The following is a 19436-nucleotide window of genomic DNA, read 5'->3' as shown; positions in this document are numbered from 1 at the left end:
TAATTAGTAGTTTTAATTAATGTAAAAGAATAAATAATACCTCTATTATCTCTGACTTCTTTGTTCCCATTTAAGGTCTTTAAGTATGCTACTCTTAATTCCTATAAAGAAATACCATCTTTCGTATGTACCAAATGGTGTCCAGTTAAAGTTAAGCCTAAAACTCTTAAGATCTCTTTCAAAACGCAATTGTGTTAAAGAAAAACCTTGATTTTTAAAATCGTAACCAGAAGATACTCCAACTTTCCATCTTGGAGTTAAGTCAACATTTCCAGAGAACATTAACGAGTGGTTGCTAATTTCATCTTGCCTGTTAGGGTTGCTATAGCTAACTGCATAAGCCAATCTAACATCCCAAGGAATTGCATTTCTGTATAGCGGGTTTTCTTCAACCTCTTCATCTTCATCACCTCTAGTACCGGGTCTAGAGTCGCTAAAATTATCAGAAGTACCAAATAAATCATCTGTTCTACCACCACTGGTAGCTACATAAGAATCGTCTTCTTCCTCATCATCATCTTCGCCTTCTTTTTTATTAAACATTTTACTGCTTAAAGAGTAACCAATATTGGCTCTAGCACTAGTTAATCTAGCTAAGCTACCGCCATTATTAATATTAAGGGTGTTAATTCTAGTTCCCTTGTTATCTATAGCATAAGGATCTAAATTAGCAGAAAAGTTAATAGACATTTTCTTATTCAATATGGTGGTACCACCATTAATTCTAAACGGACTTAAACGTAGAGAATCTGCTTGAAAATTATAGTTGGTAGAAATATTAAAACTGCTTAACAATGATATCTTTTTAGGTTCTGTTGCTGTAGAATCCTTGTCTTTTACCTTAGCTTCTAAAGTGTTTTGTAACGAAAAACTAAGCGAGCTACTTTGGGTAAGTCCTGGGGCTCCATTTAAGGTGCCTTCAAACCTACTGTATTGAATATATTCACCATCGGCATTCATATACTCATCATAAGTTTTTTCAAAAGAAGGGGAGTAGCTGTATCCAATAGAAGGCCTCATGGTATGTCTAATGGCCTGGATGTTTTTGCTTTCGTCAAATGTCCAAGTACCATACATTGTAGTTCCTAAACTGGCACTATAGCTGTATTTGTTGTAACGGTCAAAACCATTAATTTTTTCAGAAATCACAGCATCGGTAGCAGCATCGTAAAACTTATCGTATGTTTCTAATGTCCATACATCTTCATAAGAACCACCAAGACTAACACTTAATTGTTTAAAAACTTTAAAGTTTGTGCTAATTGGTATTCTGTGTCTTGCGCCTACTTTTGCATCGTCAAACATTTCAGACTTAAAGAAAAGAGAATCTGAAGTTGTTATTTGGTTTTGGGCATTAACATCATACTGGAAATTAATATTCTGTATAATTCCTTTTTTTAATCCATCTTTTTTAGCAAACGGAAAAATACGTTCCATACTTGCCTGCATTGTAGGTAACGTAAGGTTTATAACATCTGTGTTTGTGTTTTGGTTGTGTGTAGCCGTTAAACTAAGGTTTACAGAAGGGTACTCAGGAAACGTTTTTGAATACGATACAGATGATGATAAGTTGTTGTTTTGTGTATTTGGTACGTTGTATTGGTTTAACGAACTTCTATAATAATCGCTACTACCTAAGTTTACACTTGCAGAAAGCCTAGAATTTGGATTGTTTTTAGGATCCTGTGTGTGCGATATTTGTATGTTGTAGTTGGTAGCCCTACTGTAATCATCAAAACCTTTTTGACTATTTATCTGATTCTCATACCTAATATTAACATTACCCCTGTATTTGTACCTTTTAATATAGGTAGATTGTCCTCTAAAACCATAACTACCGTTGGTGTAGAAATCTCCCTGTAGGGTTAGATCTACAAATTCGTTTATAGGAAAATAATAACCACCATTCTGTAAAAAATAGCCTCGGTCAGGATCACTACCAAAGGTAGGGAAAATTAAACCTGCCGTATTACCTGTACTCATAGGGAAATATGCAAAAGGCAGCGCTATAGGAGTAGGTACATCTGCAATGTACATATTACTATAACCAGCTATCATTTTTTTACCAGGCACAAATTTACCTTTACGAACTAGTATGTAGTAATCAGGATTAACAGTATCGTTAGAGGTCGTTATTCTAGCTCTACTCATAAAATAAACAGAGTCGTTTTCTTTTTTAGTTTTTTCGGCATACACTTTCATAGCATCGCTACCAATACTACCTAAACCAGCTTGTTGTTCTGTTCTAGAGTTCCAGATAAGTGCTTTTTGTGTATCAAAATTAAACCGAATAGAATCTGGTTTAACAACTTGACTACCTTGTTTAAAATCTGGTAGTTGAGAATAGACACCAGTAGAATCTTTTATACGACCTGCGTACACTTCATTTTTAGCAAGGTCCATTATAATAATACCCGCTTTTAATTCCGTATCTTGGTAGTACAGTTCTGCTTTATCATACAAATAGATTTTTTGCTCCTTACGATCGTAGCGCATATAGCCTTCTGCCTTCCTTTTTACTAGATCTACAAGTAAAGGTTCTTTGGTTTTAGAAGAATCTTGTGTAATACTGTCTTTTTTTTGCGACTTGTTTATAATATCCGCAGGAATTAAAGGAGCTACTATGGAATCTTTTTGTTTCTTTACAGTTAATGGAATTACCTTATCTTCTTGTGCAGATAGGCTTAAAACCCCTAGAAATAGGAGTAAATAAAAAAGTAAACGATGTTTATTTGATTGCAAGGCTATAAATCCTATTTTTGTATTGATTTGGCTCGGTATTTCGGGTTTCAAACTTACGCATATTTTTTATTTTAGAATACGCATTAGAATAAATTTAACCTAAATGAATAAAAGATTTAATAATTATATATTAAAATGTACCAAGTTTTCATCAGTAGGAGTATTGGTGCTTACCTTTTTGTTGTCTTCTTTAAGTATTGTTTTTAATACAGTTTCTGCCCAAGATAAGTTTGTGGTTGTGTTAGATGCAGGTCACGGTGGGCACGATCCAGGGAACTTAGGTAATGGGTATTTAGAAAAGAATATAGCCTTAAATATAGTCTTAAAGGCAGGGGAGTTATTGTCTCAGAATCCAAATATTAAGGTTTTGTACACAAGAAAAGACGATACGTTTGTAGATTTGTTTGAACGTGGACAAATTGCCAATAAGGCAAATGCAGATTTATTTGTGTCTGTACATTGTGATTCGCATACATCAGATGCACACGGAGCAGGGACTTTTGTTTTAGGTTTACACGCGAATAAGCAAAATTTTGATATTGCTAAAAAAGAGAACTCAGTTATTTATTTAGAGGACAACTACCAGGCAAATTATTCTGAGTACAACATTAATTCGCCAGAGTCTGTAATTGGTTTAACGATAATGCAAGAAGAGTTTTTAGACCAAAGTATTGCATTGGCTAAGTTGTTACAAGATAAATTTTCTAAAAAATTAAAGCGTACAGACCGTAAAGTTAAACAAGCTGGTTTTATAGTATTACACCAAACATTTATGCCAAGTGTACTGGTAGAAACAGGTTTTTTAACAAATAAAGGAGAAGGAGCTTACTTAAATTCTAAATCAGGACAATTAGAAATGGGTACGGCAATTGCGGAATCTGTTTTGGCCTATATGGATCAGCTTGTGTCTAATGCAATTTCAGCATCTACAGCCACACCAGAACCTAAAGAAGTGGTACAAGCAGAAGTGAAAGTAGTTGAAGAGAAAAAAGTAGAAGAAAAAAAACCAGAAGAAAAAAAGCCTGTAATAGTTGTAGAAGCGCCTAAAGAGAAAGAGGTTGTTGTTAAAACCGAAACGAAGCCTAAAGAGGTTGAAGAACAGCTAGCAACAAGTAGTAATTTAGAGTTTAGGGTACAGTTATTTGCCAGTTCTAAATCTATACCTTTAGTTTCAGATAATTTTAAAGGGTTAAGAGCGTTATCAAAAGAACCAGTAAATAAAATGTATCGTTATATGAGCGGGCACGCCAAATCTCATTACGATGCTAAATTAATTAAGTCTAATGCAGATTTAAAAGGGTATACTTCTTCTTATATTGTAGCATATAAAGACGGCAAGAGAATTACTATAAAAGAAGCAATTAAGTACACAAAAGAATAATTTATAATTCTAATTAAATTTAGAGCAAAACATATTTCTATTGAAACTATCTAGAGAAATTAAAACAGGGATAATTGTAATTGGCGGAATATTGCTATTTATTTTAGGGTTTAGCTATTTAAAGGCAACACCATTGTTTGATAATAGTAAAACATTTTATGCTATATATGATGATGTAGGAGGTCTACAGCCAGGGACACAAGTATCTATAAACGGCTTTAGTGTTGGTAAAGTAAATGATATTAGATTTAAGGATAAAACAGGAAAGTTATTAGTAACTTTTACTGTAGAGAATGATTTTGAATTCTCCAAAAACAGTATAGCAGAATTATATGACACGGGTATTATTGGAGGTAAGGGAATACAAATTATTCCTGTTTTTGACGATGCTAAACTAGCGGAATCTGGAGATACATTGGTAACAAATACAAAGCCAGGTTTAACAGATTTAGTACAACAAAATTTAGCACCCTTGCAGACTAAAGTAGAAGGAGCAATATCTAATGCAGATTCTCTTTTAGTTAGCTTTAATGATATACTAGATGTAAAAACAAAGAAAGACTTGCAAAGTAGTATTTCTGGTTTAAACGATTTAATTAAAAGTTTTAAAGTAACTACAAACTCTCTTAATAGCATTATGGCCAATAATAAGGAGGAGTTAGAAGGTTCTTTGTCTAATATTAAAAAGATAACAGACGATTTCTCTAAAATATCAACGGCCTTATCTGAAGCTGAACTAGATAAGAGTATTGCTGGTTTACAAAAAACAGTAACGAACTTAGATAAATTACTAACTAAGATAGATAAAGGCGAAGGTTCATTAGGAAAATTAATGAACAATGAAGAACTTTACAATAATCTGGCAGGAGCATCTAAGGAGTTAGATCTATTGTTACAAGACTTTAGATTAAATCCTAAACGTTATGTAAATGTTTCTGTTTTTGGAAAAAAACAAAAAGAATACGAGTTACCGGAAAACGATCCTGCAGCTGAAATAAAAAACTAACTAACTATTATATATGGAGTACCTTCCCAACATTATTTTCTTACTGGTATTAGTTGCCGGTGTAGGATTTTTTGCAAAAAATGTTAAAACACTTTCCCGTAATATTAAATTGGGAAGAGATGTAGATGTAAGCGATAATAAACCATTGCGTTGGAAAAATATGGCTCGTATTGCCTTAGGACAAACCAAAATGGTAGTACGTCCTATTCCTGGTATTTTACACATTATTGTGTATGTTGGTTTTATTATAATTAACATAGAGGTATTAGAAATTGTTATTGATGGTTTACTAGGTACACACCGTATTTTTGCTCCGCTTGGAGCTGTTTATGATGTGTTAATTGCTTCATTTGAAATTTTAGCATTCTTAGTCATTGTTTCTGTTGTTATTTTCTGGATTAGAAGAAATGTAATTAGAGTTAAACGTTTTATGAACCCGGAGATGAAAGGCTGGGCTAAAAAAGATGGTAATTTAATTCTGTATATAGAATTGGTATTAATGGTTCTGTTTTTAACAATGAACGGGGCGGACTTTCAATTGCAAACTATAGATGCACTGCATTATGTTAAGGCGGGTTCTTTTCCTATTAGTCAGTTTATAGCACCAATATTTGGTGGTATGTCAGAGGCGAGTTTAATAGTTGTAGAACGTTCGGCTTGGTGGATGCATATTACGGGTATTTTATTGTTCTTAAATTATTTATACTATTCTAAACATTTACATATTCTATTGGCTTTCCCTAATACGTATTACGGTAAAGTAAAACCAAAAGGACAGTTAGATAATTTAGCAGCTGTAACTGCAGAAGTTAAAATGATGATGGATCCAGATGCAGATCCTTTTGCTGCACCAGCAGAAGGAGCAGAAGAAACAGGTGAGCCAGATAAGTTTGGAGTATCAGACGTTACAGATTTAAATTGGGTACAATTGCTTAACTCATATACGTGTACAGAATGTGGTAGATGTACAAGTGAGTGTCCAGCAAATCAAACAGGGAAATTATTATCTCCAAGAAAGATAATGATGGATACTAGAGATAGATTACATGAAGTAGGTGAAAATATAGATAAAAATAAAGGCGAGTTTGTTGCAGACGGTAAACAATTATTAGGAGATTATATTACTCCAGAAGAATTGTGGGCTTGTACATCTTGTAATGCTTGTACAGAGGCTTGCCCTGTAAGTATAGATCCATTATCTATTATTATGGATATGCGTCGTTACTTGGTAATGGAGCAATCTGCAGCACCATCAGATTTAAATAATATGATGGGGAATATAGAAAATAACGGAGCGCCTTGGCCATTTAATCAAATGGATAGGTTAAACTGGAAAAACGAATCTTAAATAGAAATCCAAAATATTTATGAGTAACGAATTAAAAGTGCCAACAATGGCAGAGTTATTTGCCGAGGGTAAACAACCAGAAGTATTATTTTGGGTTGGCTGTGCAGGAAGTTTTGATGATAGAGCTAAAAAAATTACCAAAGCATTTGTAAAAATATTAAATAAAGCAAACGTAAGTTTTGCTGTTTTAGGTACTGAAGAAAGTTGTACTGGTGATCCTGCAAAAAGAGCAGGAAACGAGTTTTTGTTTCAAATGCAAGCCGTTACCAATATAGAGGTGATGAATGCTTATGAAGTAAAAAAGGTAGTAACAGCTTGTCCTCACTGTTTTAATACAATTAAAAACGAATATCCAGGTTTAGGCGGTAACTACGAGGTTGTGCACCATACACAGTTTTTAAAAGATTTATTGACTGAGGGTAAAATAACAATGGAAGGCGGCCAATACAAAGGAAAACGTATTACTTTTCACGATCCTTGTTACTTGGGTAGAGCAAATGGTGTTTATGAAGCGCCTAGAGATTTAATACGTAAGTTAGATGCAGAACTTGTAGAAATGAAAAACTGCAAGAAAAAAGGATTGTGTTGTGGTGCAGGTGGTGCGCAAATGTTTAAAGAACCGGAAAAGGGAACTAAAGATGTGAACGTAGAACGTACAGAACAAGCATTAGGTACTAAGCCAGACATTATAGCAGCGGGTTGTCCTTTTTGTAATACAATGATGACGGACGGTGTTAAGAGTAAAGAAAAAGAAGGAGATGTAGAAGTTCTAGATATTGCAGAACTTATTGCTAATGCAGAAGATTTGTAAAATAATCTTATAGGTAGTGTGGACGTTTTTAACTATAAAACGTCTATTTACTTTTAATAAAAATATATATGTTAGTAGATTTTAAAGAATTGTCAGACACATCTCGTGTTTGGATATACCAGGCCAGTAGGTCTTTAACGGAGCAAGAATTATCAGAAATTGAAGAAGGTTTAAAGACTTTTATCGTAGACTGGACAGCGCACGGTAGTGAGCTTACTGCTGGTTACGAAATTAAGTACAAACGTTTTATCATTTTAGCTTTAGACCAAACCAATGCATCTGCAACAGGTTGTTCTATAGATGCATCTGTACATTTTATTCAGTCTTTAGAGAAAAAGTACGAGATAGACTTGTTAGATAAAATGAATGTCTCTTACAAGCAAGGAGAGTTTATTGCATACAAGAATTTAATCGACTTTAAGAAAATGGCAAAAAATAAGTCGGTTTCTAAAAAGACCATTGTATTTAACAACTTGGTAGCTAACAAGCACGAGTATGTAAATCATTGGGAAGTTCCAGCAGAAGAAAGTTGGCACGGTAGATTTATGGTGGTATAAAAAGTTTCCCAAGTCTTTTTTTGCTTCTATTATCTAGAACAAAGTTCTTAACCTAAAAGTTTACCCAAGAACAAACCTGTTTTACCCTATTTTATGCGGTTATTTTTATCAATTCCTTTATTTTTTTTTAGTTTTTTAGTAGTTAATGCTCAGGAATTAGATTCGTTATTACCCACCATAGATCCTTTACTAACTAAGGATTATGTGTTGCAAAAAAGATGGGTAGATGACCAGTATAATGCCATGACTTTAGATGAAAAAGTTGGGCAATTGTTTATGGTCAGTGTAGCGTCTGATCAAAGTAAACAAGCAACTACTAAAATTAAGGAGCTTGTTGCTAAGGAACACATAGGAGGTGTTATATTTTCTACAGGAGGTCCTGTGCGTCAAGCAAAATTGACCAACAGCTACCAAAAAGCTTCAAAAATACCTTTACTTATTGGTATGGATGCAGAATGGGGATTGGCTATGCGTTTAGATTCTACCTACGCGTTTCCTTGGAATATGACCTTGGGAGCAATTAAAAACAATGCAGTTGTAGAAAAAGTAGCAGCGCAAATTGGCAAACACGCCAAGCGTCTTGGAGTACATATAAATTTTGCTCCAGATATCGATATTAATACCAACCCATTAAACCCTATAATAGGAAACAGATCTTTTGGAGAACAAAAAGAGAACGTTGCTAAAAAGGGGATTGCTTTTGTAAACGGTTTTGAGAAAGCAGGGGTATTGTCTAGCGGAAAGCATTTTCCAGGCCACGGAGACACCGCTACAGATTCTCATAAAACATTACCTATTATTAATTTTTCTAAAGAAAGGTTAGATAGTATAGAGTTATATCCTTTTAAGGAACTTATAAAACACGGTGGATTAAGTAGTGTAATGATCGCGCATTTAAATATTCCTAGTTTAGAGGAAAAACCAAATTACCCTTCATCTTTATCAGAAAATATAGTAACTAATTTATTGCAAAAAGAACTACAGTTTAAAGGCTTGGTTTTTACTGATGCTTTAAATATGAAAGGTGTTGCGGACTATACAAATCCTGGAGATGCAGATTTAACAGCTTTTTTAGCGGGGAACGATATTTTATTGATGCCTTTAGATGTAGCAAAAGGAAAACAAAAAATAATAGAAGCTTTTAATTATGGTGTTATTTCTGAAGAGCGATTGGCCTTTTCTGTAAAGAAGATTTTAAAAGCCAAATACAAAGCAGGGTTACACAAGCACAAGTTAGTAAGCCTTAAAAATTTGTATGAAGACTTAAATACATTAGAAAATGACTTGGTGTATGAAGAGGCCATTGAAGAAGCAATTACCGTTGTAAAAAATAAGCTAGACTTAATTCCTGTTGTAAAATTAGAGAATAAAAAAATTGCCTATCTAAGTTTGGGAGATGCATCTGGTGATGACTTTGTACAAGAGTTAAAAAACTACACGACTATTACAGAAGTAAAAGAAGATAATTTACAAATACTGTTGCAAAAATTAAAGCAATTTAATATTGTAATTATAGGGCATCATAAGAGTAATGGTAGTCCATGGAAATCGTATCGATTTTCTCAAAAAGATTTAGAAATAGTAAAAGCAGTATCGGCTTTAAGAACATCCAATTCAATCTTGGTTAATTTTGCAAAACCATATTCACTTTTAGATATAGATATGTCTGCGTTAGATGTTGTGGTTATGGGCTACCAAAATAGCACTTTAGCGCAACAAAAAACAGCACAATTATTATTTGGAGCAATAGGAGCAAAAGGCAAGTTGCCTGTTTCTATAAGTTCTGAATACCCTGTAGGTACGGGAATTAAATTTGAACCGTTAAAACGATTGGGGTACGATTATCCTGAACGTGTTGGTTTAAGTAGATACGGCTTGCAGAAAATAGATACTATGGTGTTGGCGGGTATAGATTCTTTAATGTTTCCCGGAGCTCAAGTTTTAGTAGCTAGAAAAGGTAAAATAATTTACAATAAAAGTTTTGGTAAGCCAACTTACGAGTCTACCGATAAAATTACAAACAACTACATATACGATTTAGCTTCAGTAACAAAAATCTTAGGGACCTTACCTATGATTATGAAAATGGAGGAGGAGAATAAAATTGCGCTAAACAATACATTTAAAGACCTAAATCCTGCATATGCAGACACGGAGTTAAAAGATGTAACTGTTTTAAAAGCGTTGTCTCATTATGGTAGATTACCCGCTTGGATCGCTTTTTATGTAAGTACGCTGGATAAGAATAGAAAACCATCTAAAGAGTTTTATAGTAGTGAAGAATCTGCAGATTATCCCTATAAAGTTTTTGATCATTTATATTTAACAAAAGCCTACAAAGATTCTATTTACAATAGAATAGGGAGGCAAGATTTAAAATCTAATAGGTATCGGTATAGTGATGTAGGTTATTATGTATTTAAAAAATATATAGAAGATACGTATAATGATGGTTTAGATAAGTTGGTAGATGGTTTTCTGTATCAATCTATAGGAGCCAACCGAACAGCTTACAACCCTTTAGACAAGTTTTCTAAAGATATGATAGTACCTTCTGAAAAAGATAATTATTACCGCTATGCAACCGTGCAAGGTTATGTGCATGATATGGGAGCAGCAATGCAAGGTGGCGTAGGTGGTCATGCAGGCTTATTTAGCAACGCCAATGATGTTGCTAAAATTATGCAAATGTACTTACAAGGTGGTTATTATGGTGGCACCCGCTATTTTAATGAGCGTACTATTAAAAAGTTTAATACCTGCTATTTTTGTGATGAAGATGTACGTAGAGGTGTAGGTTTTGATAAGCCACAAATAAAAGGATCCGGGTCTACCTGTGGCTGTGTGTCAAGAAAAAGTTTTGGTCATAGTGGTTTTACAGGAACTTATACATGGGCAGATCCAGAAGAAGAAATAGTGTATGTGTTTTTGTCTAACAGAACGTATCCTACCCAAAACAACAACCTTTTAGTTAAATCTGGGTTAAGAACAAGAATTCAACAAGTAATTTACGACTCTATACTAAATTAAATAGTAATTTTGTTATAATGAAAATAGCTATAGTTTGTTACCCAACGTTTGGAGGAAGTGGTGTAGTTGCCACTGAGTTAGGAATTGCTCTTGCAAATAGAGGACATGAGATACATTTTGTAACGTATAGACAGCCGGTAAGGTTAGAGCTTTTAAACGAGCGTATACATTTTCATGAAGTAAACGTACCAGAATATCCATTGTTTCAATACCAGCCATACGAGTTGGCTTTATCTAGTAAATTAGTAGATACTGTTAAGTTTTTTGGTATAGAAATGTTACACGTGCATTATGCAATACCACACGCATATGCGGGGTATATGGCAAAAAAGATGCTAGAGGAAGAAGGAATTTATATTCCTATGGTAACAACACTACACGGTACAGATATTACATTGGTAGGTAAGCACCCGTTTTACAAACCAGCAGTAACATTTAGTATTAATAAATCTGAGGTAGTTACGTCTGTATCAGAAAATTTAAAGCAAAGTACATTAGATCTTTTTCATATAAAAAATGAAATACATGTAGTCCCAAATTTTATAGATAAAACCAATTATAACGCAGATTATACAGATTGTCAACGTTCTTTAATGGCAAATGATGATGAGCGAATTATAACGCACATAAGTAACTTCAGAAAAGTAAAAAGGATACCTGATGTTGTGCAAATATTTAAGCAGATTCAAGATAAGACTGCAGCCAAATTGGTCATGGTAGGTGAGGGTCCAGAAAAAGCGAAAGCAGAACAATTAGCAGAAGAATTAGGAATAAAAGATAAAGTTGTTTTTTTAGGAAACAGCAACGAGGTAGATCGTATTTTATGTTTTACAGATTTATTCTTATTGCCATCAGAAACAGAAAGTTTTGGTTTAGCAGCATTGGAAGCAATGATGCATAGAGTGCCCGTAATATCTAGTAACACGGGTGGTATACCAGAAGTTAATGTAGATGGCGTAACAGGGTATATGAGTAATGTTGGTGATGTAGATGATATGGCATTAAATGCATTAAAGATTTTAAAGGACGATGAAACTTTAAACAGATTTAAGGATAACGCAGAAAAAGAGGCGCATAAGTTTGACATCGTAAACATTCTTCCTATGTATGAAAAAATCTATGAAGATGCCTTTAAAAAGTACTACAAAAATTTGCATCAATAAGTTTTGTTAAATACAGTTCCTCGTCGATAAAATTCGCTCTTTATACGATTTTATTGGGTGTAGTTTTGTTACAAGATAACTTCGTAATCTTAATTTGGGGAAATTAGATTATGAAAAAGATTAAGGTTGGGATTTTAGTTATTTTACTTCACACAATGGGCTCTGCATGGGCTCAGGATTTACAGCTTACCGCTAAAGATAGCATTGTTAAAAGTTCTTGGATGTTTGGTCTAGGATATAATGTTGTAGATGATTCAGGAGATGTTTTTGATAAATTGTTAGATGTAGATAAGCAGTGGAATTCTGTTGCTTTTCCGTCTAGGGTTAGTATTGGAAAATATTTTGAAAGCGGAATAGGACTAGAAGCTATTGGTAGTTACAATAAGTACAAAGTAGGTAAAACAATAGATGGCATAGTAAACCCTAAAGAGTCAAATTATTATGCTATTGATAGTAGAATTAGTTACGACTTAAATAAGTTAGTAGGAGAAACTGCTTGGTTTGATCCTTACGTAGGTGTAGGTTTAGGATACTCAGATGCTAATAATAAAGGGAGAGGAACCTATAATGCCGTTGTAGGGTTTAGAACTTGGATTACAGAACGCATTGGTTTAGATTTTAGCTCTTCTGGTAAATGGGCAATGAATAAAGGTGACGGAGTTACAAACCATATACAACATGCTGTAGGAGTTGTTTATCAATTTAAAACAGAAAAAGGCCTTTCTAAAAAAGGCGTAGAAAAACAAGCGCAAATAGAACAAATTTTAAAAGAACAGCAACGTATTGCAGATTCTACTGCCATAGCTAAAAAGCAAGAAGATGAAGCTAGATTAGTAGCAGAACGTCTTAAAAGAGAAGAGGAGTCAGCACGTTTAGCTCAAATAGAGAAAGATAAATTAGAAGCTAAAAAGCAGCTAAGAGAAGATTTGCAATCAAAAATTAATAGTTTTGGTAGTGTAAACTTTGCTTTAAATAGTTCGTATTTAGATGCTAAATCGAAAACTATTTTGGATAAAATAACTGGTTTATTAAAAGAAAACTCAACAGTAACCATTAAATTAGGTGCATATACAGATTCTAGAGGCTCAGATAGCTACAATTTAATGTTGTCTGCTAAGCGTATGCAAAGATCTTTAGATTATATAATTTCTAAAGAAATACGGGTAGAACGAGTAACAGCAGAAGCTTACGGAGAAAAAGATCTTTTAAATAATTGTACAAATGGTGTATATTGTACAGAGAAAGAACACCGAGTAAACCGTAGAATAGAAATAATTATAGACGAAATATAATTTTAACTACTAAATTAAATGCTTTTTAATTCCATAGATTTTGCAATTTTTTTACCAATAGTGTTTATACTCTATTGGATAGTTTTTCCGAAGAAAATACGTAATCAAAATATACTAATTTTAATTGCTAGTTATTTTTTTTACGGGTTATGGGATTGGCGTTTTCTTTTCTTAATTTTAGCAAGTACATTAGTAGATTTTTTTGTAGGGATTTATATAGATAGGAATAGTGATAATGCTAAGAGGAAAAAATTATGGCTTTGGTGTAGTGTGATTTTCAACCTGTCTTTACTTGGTTTTTTTAAGTATTATAATTTTTTTATTGATTCTTTTATTGATATGTTTCAGCTCTTTGGATATTCAATTAAGAGCACTTGGACATTACGAATAATTTTACCAGTAGGTATTTCTTTTTATACGTTTCAAACAATGTCTTATTCTTTGGATATTTATTATAAAAGACTTAAGCCAACTCGGAACTTTTTGAACTTTGCAACTTTTGTTAGTTTTTTCCCGCAATTGGTTGCGGGACCAATAGAAAGAGCTTCAAACTTACTTAAGCAGATAGAAAACAAAAGGGTTTTTAACTATGATCAGATTGTTAGTGGTTTAAAATTAATTTTATGGGGCCTTTTTAAAAAATTAGTTATTGCAGATGCTTTAGCTCCTATAGTAGATGATATTTTTGCTAATTACGCTAGCTACCCCGGATCTACTTTAATATTAGGAGTTACATTATTTAGTTTTCAAGTTTATGGAGACTTTAGTGGATATACGGATATTGCTATTGGTACGGCTAAATTATTTGGTGTAGAATTGATGTCTAACTTCAAATTCCCTAATTTTTCTCGAAATGTGGCAGAGTATTGGCAAAGATGGCATATTTCTTTGTCTACCTGGTTTAGGCATTACATTTATATTCCATTAGGTGGTTCTCGTGTAAGTAAATTAATATCTATTAGAAATATTACTATTGTTTTTTTGGTTAGTGGATTTTGGCACGGAGCAAATTGGACATTCATATTTTGGGGAGCGTTTCATGCGGTAGCCTTTATTCCTGTTTTTTTATTAGGGCGTAATTCTATATATAAAAATAGTGTAGTAGCTCAGAATACTGTATTGCCGTCTATTAAAGAATTTTTTCAGGTTTTACTAACTTTTGGAATAGTTACTTTTTCTAGAATTTTCTTTAGATCAGAGTCTATTACTGATTCTTTTAAGTTTATTAAACAAATTTGTACAAATTTTGCTTTTGAGCCATATACTCACCCTATGGGATATAGGATGATAGATTATTATGTATTGGTTATTATTTTTGTTATTTATGAATATATGATTAGAAAAGATGAGAGAAACCCTTTTAAATTTAAATCAAAAATAGTACGATTTATTATTTATACACTTGTGATTTTTTTAATGCTATTATTTTATGATGATGGTGTAAATAGATCGTTTATTTATTTTCAATTTTAGATATGAAAAAACTAATTATAAAAATTGGATTATATTTTTTTCTTCTACTCTTATGTTTAGAAGTTCTTGTACGTGTGTTCCATTTGGCTAAAGATGCTCCGACAAGATATGTAGATGATTATCAGGTAGAAAAGTGGAGGCCGAATCAATCTGGTTATTCTGTTACAGGTAATAGAAGACAAAATTTTTCTGAGTTTCATATTAATAAGTTTGGCTTTAACTCTTACAGAGAATTTAAAGCTACCAAGGAGAATTTTGAGGTAGCTTTGGTAGGTGATTCTTTTATAGAAGGCTTTCATCAAAATTATTATAACTCTATAGGAAAAAAAATAGAAAACAGAATAGATACTATATCTGTTTATGAATATGGTTATGCGGGTTATGATATGGCTGATCAATTACATCTTATTAGTCAATATAAGGATCAGTTTAAATACATAGATATTGTGGTTTTGGGCTTAAAATATGAGAATGATTTATTTAGAGATAAGTACGAGGTCGAGAAATCTCGTATGTCCTTAGAGTCGCCTTTTAACAGAGCTCTTAAACACTGTAAGCTTTTAGTCTATACAAAAAGTATTGGAGCTTTAAAGCCTATAACAGATTTTGTAGCTAATTTAAAAAACTTTAGAAAAGAAAAAAATAGAAATGTAAGTCCTAAAGAAGTAGACTTAGATAAAGAAGTAGAAACTAGAATTGATAACCTAAATTCCCTGATAAATCTATATGGTTTTAATAAAGCGAAATTCTGTTTTTTATTAGATGAAACTAATACCCCTCCTAAGTTTTTAGATTATTTAAAAGAAAAAAACTATAAATATATTGGGATAGGTGAAAAACTTAAGGAATCTCGTAAAAATACGACACTCATCTACGATATGCATTGGAATAATAATGGTAGAAGTATAGTTGCAGATGAAATTGTAGATTATATTAAAAATGAAAATATTCAGTTGGTGAAATAGTGATCACTACTATTTTAGTTTTTGCTAACTTTTTGATATTCATTTTCACTCACAATTAGGTAATTGTTCTCTTCTATTAGATATGTCTTTATAGTATCTACGTGCTTTGTAGTTGTATAAGCAAAATCATACATGTATTTTTTTAAAAAATTATAGTCCGTAGTATCAATTGCAATTTCTTTTGAACTATTTAAATTAAATTGTTCTGTACCGTTGGTTTTTGTTATTGCAGAAACAGTAATGTTTTCATCCGCTTCTTCAAATTGTTTGCCTTTTAAAAACTTGTTTTTAAGGTTCGGAATTATTTCATTTAGTTTTTTCGCCTTTAAATTTTCTTTAAGCTTTATTTTAAAGATCTCTGTTTCTCCTTTAATCTTAGACAGTAGACTGGTTTTAGAATACGTAATATGGTGTTCAAAATTATAAATTGTATCGCTCCACCTTCTTTTGTAATCCATACCACCAACGCCCATTTCATAAAGAACATAGTTGTTAGCACAACACCATTCTACTTGTTTGTATATTTCAACATGACCTAATCCAAATTTAGAATAATTAATGTCGTAAGAGGAAATAGTACTAAATAACATAGTACCAAAATGATAGTTTAAAGAAATTTCTATAGGTTTGTCTTCATCATAAATAACAAAAAGGGAAGCTTGTTTGTTTTTAATTTTCTCGTAAGTTTCATCTCGTAAAACATCCCATTTATAGAGCTCTTTGTTTTCTTCATTTCTTTGTTTAAATCTATTTACAATCATTTCTTTTAACGAGTTAAAAATAAAATCGTAAGTATCTTTAGAAATATCACCATGATACAATTTGTAGGTTATAGAAAAACAAGCTTCTAACCTATTTACATACCTACGAATTATACTTCTGTATTTAGACTTAAATTGACGTTGTAAATAAGTGTCAATTGTAGAATCTGAATTTAAATGTATAGCATAACCCCAATTGTTCTGAGTTATTATTTTATGCGCTATAGTAGTGTCTTTTATGTGTAGTTTAATATAACTTGGCACCAAACTTAAAGATAAGTTCTTGGTGTTTATAGCATTGTTACTCGTAGTGTTCTCTAGCTGCTCGTTAAAATAGGTTAGAGAAGTAACTATAGCAGGGATAGAATTACCTTTGAATAAGTGTGTGTTAAATATTATTTTATTGGTTGAAATCATTGCAGGGTATTCTAACTATTTATGATGATTTAATACGTATCTTTTGAGTGTTTTTTTCACCCTTAATATAATAAGTGTTCGCTAATTTAGTGTCTTTGTAAACACAAATAGCTGAGTTTTTTTCAAAATTCTTGTGTAAAAAATCATTTACATAAAATAAGAGGTTGTTGTATTCTTCATCTAAATAATTAATCTGAACTATGTTTGCATCTTTTGGTATGGCTACACCAGTACTTAAAGTGTATATGTGGTTATTTTTTGTGTCTTTTTTATTAAATAATCTGTATTTATATTTAATGTATTTGCCATATATTAAATGAAATTTCATTTTTTTTAATACGGCTACCATTTTAAAACGAAGCTTGTAAAATGCGATTGTTTTTTTTGCTTTTAGTGTAGCCGTTACAGATTTAGAATTATATATAATATGCTCTTGGTATAGGTATGTTTTGTTTATCCACTGACGTTTATGAAAAAAATCTCCCCTGCCCATATCAAATAACTTTATGTTATTATCGTAACACCAACGCAGGTGTTTTATGGTGTTTAAATGCCCTAGATTATACATACTATAATCAACATCAAAACAACTATTAAAGTGAAGCATCGTTTGTCCGTCTATAAAATTTAGCGTAATATTTATGGGTTTATCTTTGTCATAAATTACATAGATACTTGCTTTTTTGGTAAGAATCATTTTAAACATTATTTCTTCATAATAGTTTAAATATGGCAATTCAAAATTTGACTCTTCTTTTTGGGTAAAACGTAAGGCTGTTATTCGTTTTAATTCTTTAAATAACCTTTTGTATTCTATTTCTTCAATTGCACCGTAATACATAGTATAGGTTGGGGCAATAGATAAGTCTAGTCTATTTTGATGTCTTCTAAGCTTGTTTGTTCTAGATTTACCTACTTGGTCATGTAAGAAAGCATCGCAAGTAGCATGATTGCCAAAATAAACGGCATAGCCATTGTAAAGAGGGAATCTAATTTCTTTTAAGTCGGCCTCTTGTATTGTGGTTTTTATGTCTAAATAATTAGGAATATCATATACAATACACGTTTCTATAGTAGCTGTTTTATGCAGCGTATGATCGCTATTGTAAACAACAGTTTTTAAGTAGTTATTTGTTATTTTATTATAAAACCACGGAAAAGTCTTGTCTTTAAAAAAGAGATCAAGGAAAAATGAAAATTTAGTATGTGGTTCCAAATTGTTTAACATAAATGTTTACTAAAACGCGATCTATAAGTGTAACGCTTTGTTTAAAATAAGTATTGTGATCATGGTTGTGTAAGTACGATCTAATCTATAAGATGTAAAGACCACTTATTGTTTTTTCCTATTACGTAGAAATTATTTACATCTTCTAAGTTTTTATAAACCTTAATATCTTTAGAATGTTCTTGAGACGTAAAGAGCAGATTAAAAATAGGTCTTTTTAAATAAAAATAAGCTTCATTCTTATCAAAATCTAGTTGAACACTGTTCGCAGTTCGTTCGTTTACTTCTAATTTAGTGTGCGTTACTTTTTTTTCTGTACTAACGCTAGGTGCCTTTCTGTGTAATTTTTGCTTTACTTTTTTATAGTATGTAATAAAATGTATTTTTTTTAGCGTATCGTAAATTTTGTACGTAGCTTTTGTTTTTGCTTTTTTAGCATAAGCATTAAACGTAGCTTGTATAGCGCTAGGATCATAAATTAGGTAGTTGTAAAAATCAAAAGTAGTGGTTTTCCAATCCTTTTTATAATAATCATAACCTTTTAGAAGATCATATGTTATGATGTTGTTTTTTATGCACCACTCTATGTTTTTAAGCATATCTAAGGAACCTAAATGAAATTTAGAGTAATCTATATCATAGCAACTCATGATGTAGTAGCCAAGTGTTTCCTTAAACATATTAATGCGTATACTAATAGGTTTTTGGTCATTATAAATAACAAAAATGCTAGCCTCTTTCTTTACAATTAAATTGTAGATGGTATCCTGGTATTCATCAAAGTGACGCAACTCATAGTTGTTTTCTTTTTTTTCTTCAAACCGTCTAATTAATAAAGCTTTAAGAGCTACGAATAAACTATTGTATTTTTCTTTAGAGATATCTCCGTAATAACAAGTGTAAGTAATGTTGAAACATTTTTCTAGCCTATTGTTATAGCGTCTTAAATTAGACCTGCTTTTAGTGCCAAAATTAGCCGTAAGGTATTCTTCTACTGTGGTATATTTTTTTGTTTCAACTAAATAGCCTTTAAGTGTTTTTAATTGTATTTTTTTTAATTTTACGGCCTCGTTAGGTATATCTATATCTAAGTAATCTGGTACATCAACCACCTCATAAAATGTGTTTTTGTTATATTTTATATTGGTGTTTTTTGTGGTGTATATCGTTTTTGTTTGGTATGCTATTTTTTCAAAAAAAGGCAAGGTGTTGTCGTTAAAAAACAGGCCTTTTAAAAATACAGTTTTAGTATGTTTAGCCAT

At 32.0% G+C, this 19436-nt stretch carries 14 protein-coding genes; 10 read left to right on the top strand and 4 right to left on the bottom strand.

The window, feature by feature from the left end; genetic code table 11:
• Window positions 1-45: 45 nt before the first annotated feature.
• The gene (locus tag M4I21_RS03290) at window positions 46-2793 is read right to left on the bottom strand and encodes a putative LPS assembly protein LptD (protein WP_249557601.1); all 2748 of its coding nucleotides are present in this window, start codon (window positions 2791-2793) and stop codon (window positions 46-48) included.
• A 52-nt stretch (window positions 2794-2845) separates the two neighbouring features.
• Between M4I21_RS03290 and M4I21_RS03285 the strand changes: the two genes are divergently transcribed.
• The 10 genes from M4I21_RS03285 (at window position 2846) to M4I21_RS03240 (ending at window position 15768) form a co-directional block, all read left to right on the top strand.
• Complete coding sequence (locus tag M4I21_RS03285; RefSeq protein WP_249557600.1) at window positions 2846-4123, top strand: N-acetylmuramoyl-L-alanine amidase family protein; 1278 nt, start codon at window positions 2846-2848, stop codon at window positions 4121-4123.
• A gap of 40 nt (window positions 4124-4163) precedes the next feature.
• Window positions 4164-5129, top strand: coding sequence for an MlaD family protein (locus M4I21_RS03280; protein ID WP_249557599.1), 966 nt, complete (start codon window positions 4164-4166; stop codon window positions 5127-5129).
• A 13-nt stretch (window positions 5130-5142) separates the two neighbouring features.
• Window positions 5143-6477 carry a 4Fe-4S dicluster domain-containing protein gene (locus M4I21_RS03275; protein WP_249557598.1) on the top strand — a complete coding sequence of 445 codons (1335 nt, stop codon included), beginning with the start codon at window positions 5143-5145 and terminating at the stop codon, window positions 6475-6477.
• Between the two features lie 19 nt (window positions 6478-6496).
• Window positions 6497-7288 (top strand): (Fe-S)-binding protein, encoded by a 792-nt coding sequence (locus tag M4I21_RS03270; RefSeq protein ID WP_249557597.1) that lies wholly within the window; start codon window positions 6497-6499, stop codon window positions 7286-7288.
• 68 nt (window positions 7289-7356) lie between these two features.
• The gene (locus M4I21_RS03265) at window positions 7357-7845 is read left to right on the top strand and encodes an ABC transporter ATPase (protein ID WP_249557596.1); all 489 of its coding nucleotides are present in this window, start codon (window positions 7357-7359) and stop codon (window positions 7843-7845) included.
• A gap of 93 nt (window positions 7846-7938) precedes the next feature.
• Window positions 7939-10875, top strand: a complete 2937-nt coding sequence (locus M4I21_RS03260) for a serine hydrolase domain-containing protein (RefSeq protein ID WP_249557595.1) — start codon at window positions 7939-7941, stop codon at window positions 10873-10875.
• Window positions 10876-10892: 17 nt separating this feature from the next.
• A complete protein-coding gene (bshA, locus tag M4I21_RS03255; RefSeq protein ID WP_249557594.1) occupies window positions 10893-12038 on the top strand; it encodes an N-acetyl-alpha-D-glucosaminyl L-malate synthase BshA in 1146 nt (381 codons plus the stop codon).
• A gap of 110 nt (window positions 12039-12148) precedes the next feature.
• A complete protein-coding gene (locus M4I21_RS03250) occupies window positions 12149-13330 on the top strand; it encodes an OmpA family protein (RefSeq protein WP_249557593.1) in 1182 nt (393 codons plus the stop codon).
• A 483-nt stretch (window positions 13331-13813) separates the two neighbouring features.
• On the top strand, window positions 13814-14803 hold the full coding sequence (locus M4I21_RS03245) for an MBOAT family O-acyltransferase (protein ID WP_349628813.1): 990 nt from the start codon (window positions 13814-13816) through the stop codon (window positions 14801-14803).
• 2 nt (window positions 14804-14805) lie between these two features.
• Window positions 14806-15768 carry a hypothetical protein gene (locus M4I21_RS03240; RefSeq protein ID WP_249557591.1) on the top strand — a complete coding sequence of 321 codons (963 nt, stop codon included), beginning with the start codon at window positions 14806-14808 and terminating at the stop codon, window positions 15766-15768.
• A gap of 14 nt (window positions 15769-15782) precedes the next feature.
• Here the strand turns inward: M4I21_RS03240 and M4I21_RS03235 are convergent, their stop codons facing one another.
• The 3 genes from M4I21_RS03235 to M4I21_RS03225 form a co-directional block, all read right to left on the bottom strand.
• Window positions 15783-16946 carry a GNAT family N-acetyltransferase gene (locus M4I21_RS03235; RefSeq protein ID WP_249557590.1) on the bottom strand — a complete coding sequence of 388 codons (1164 nt, stop codon included), beginning with the start codon at window positions 16944-16946 and terminating at the stop codon, window positions 15783-15785.
• A gap of 19 nt (window positions 16947-16965) precedes the next feature.
• Complete coding sequence (locus M4I21_RS03230; protein WP_249557589.1) at window positions 16966-18174, bottom strand: GNAT family N-acetyltransferase; 1209 nt, start codon at window positions 18172-18174, stop codon at window positions 16966-16968.
• Window positions 18175-18254: 80 nt separating this feature from the next.
• Window positions 18255-19436 (bottom strand): GNAT family N-acetyltransferase, encoded by a 1182-nt coding sequence (locus M4I21_RS03225; protein WP_249557588.1) that lies wholly within the window; start codon window positions 19434-19436, stop codon window positions 18255-18257.

It is taken from the genome of Cellulophaga sp. 20_2_10 (assembly GCF_023476645.1).
Lineage (GTDB): Bacteria > Bacteroidota > Bacteroidia > Flavobacteriales > Flavobacteriaceae > Cellulophaga.
This window is presented reverse-complemented; position numbering and strand designations above follow the sequence as displayed.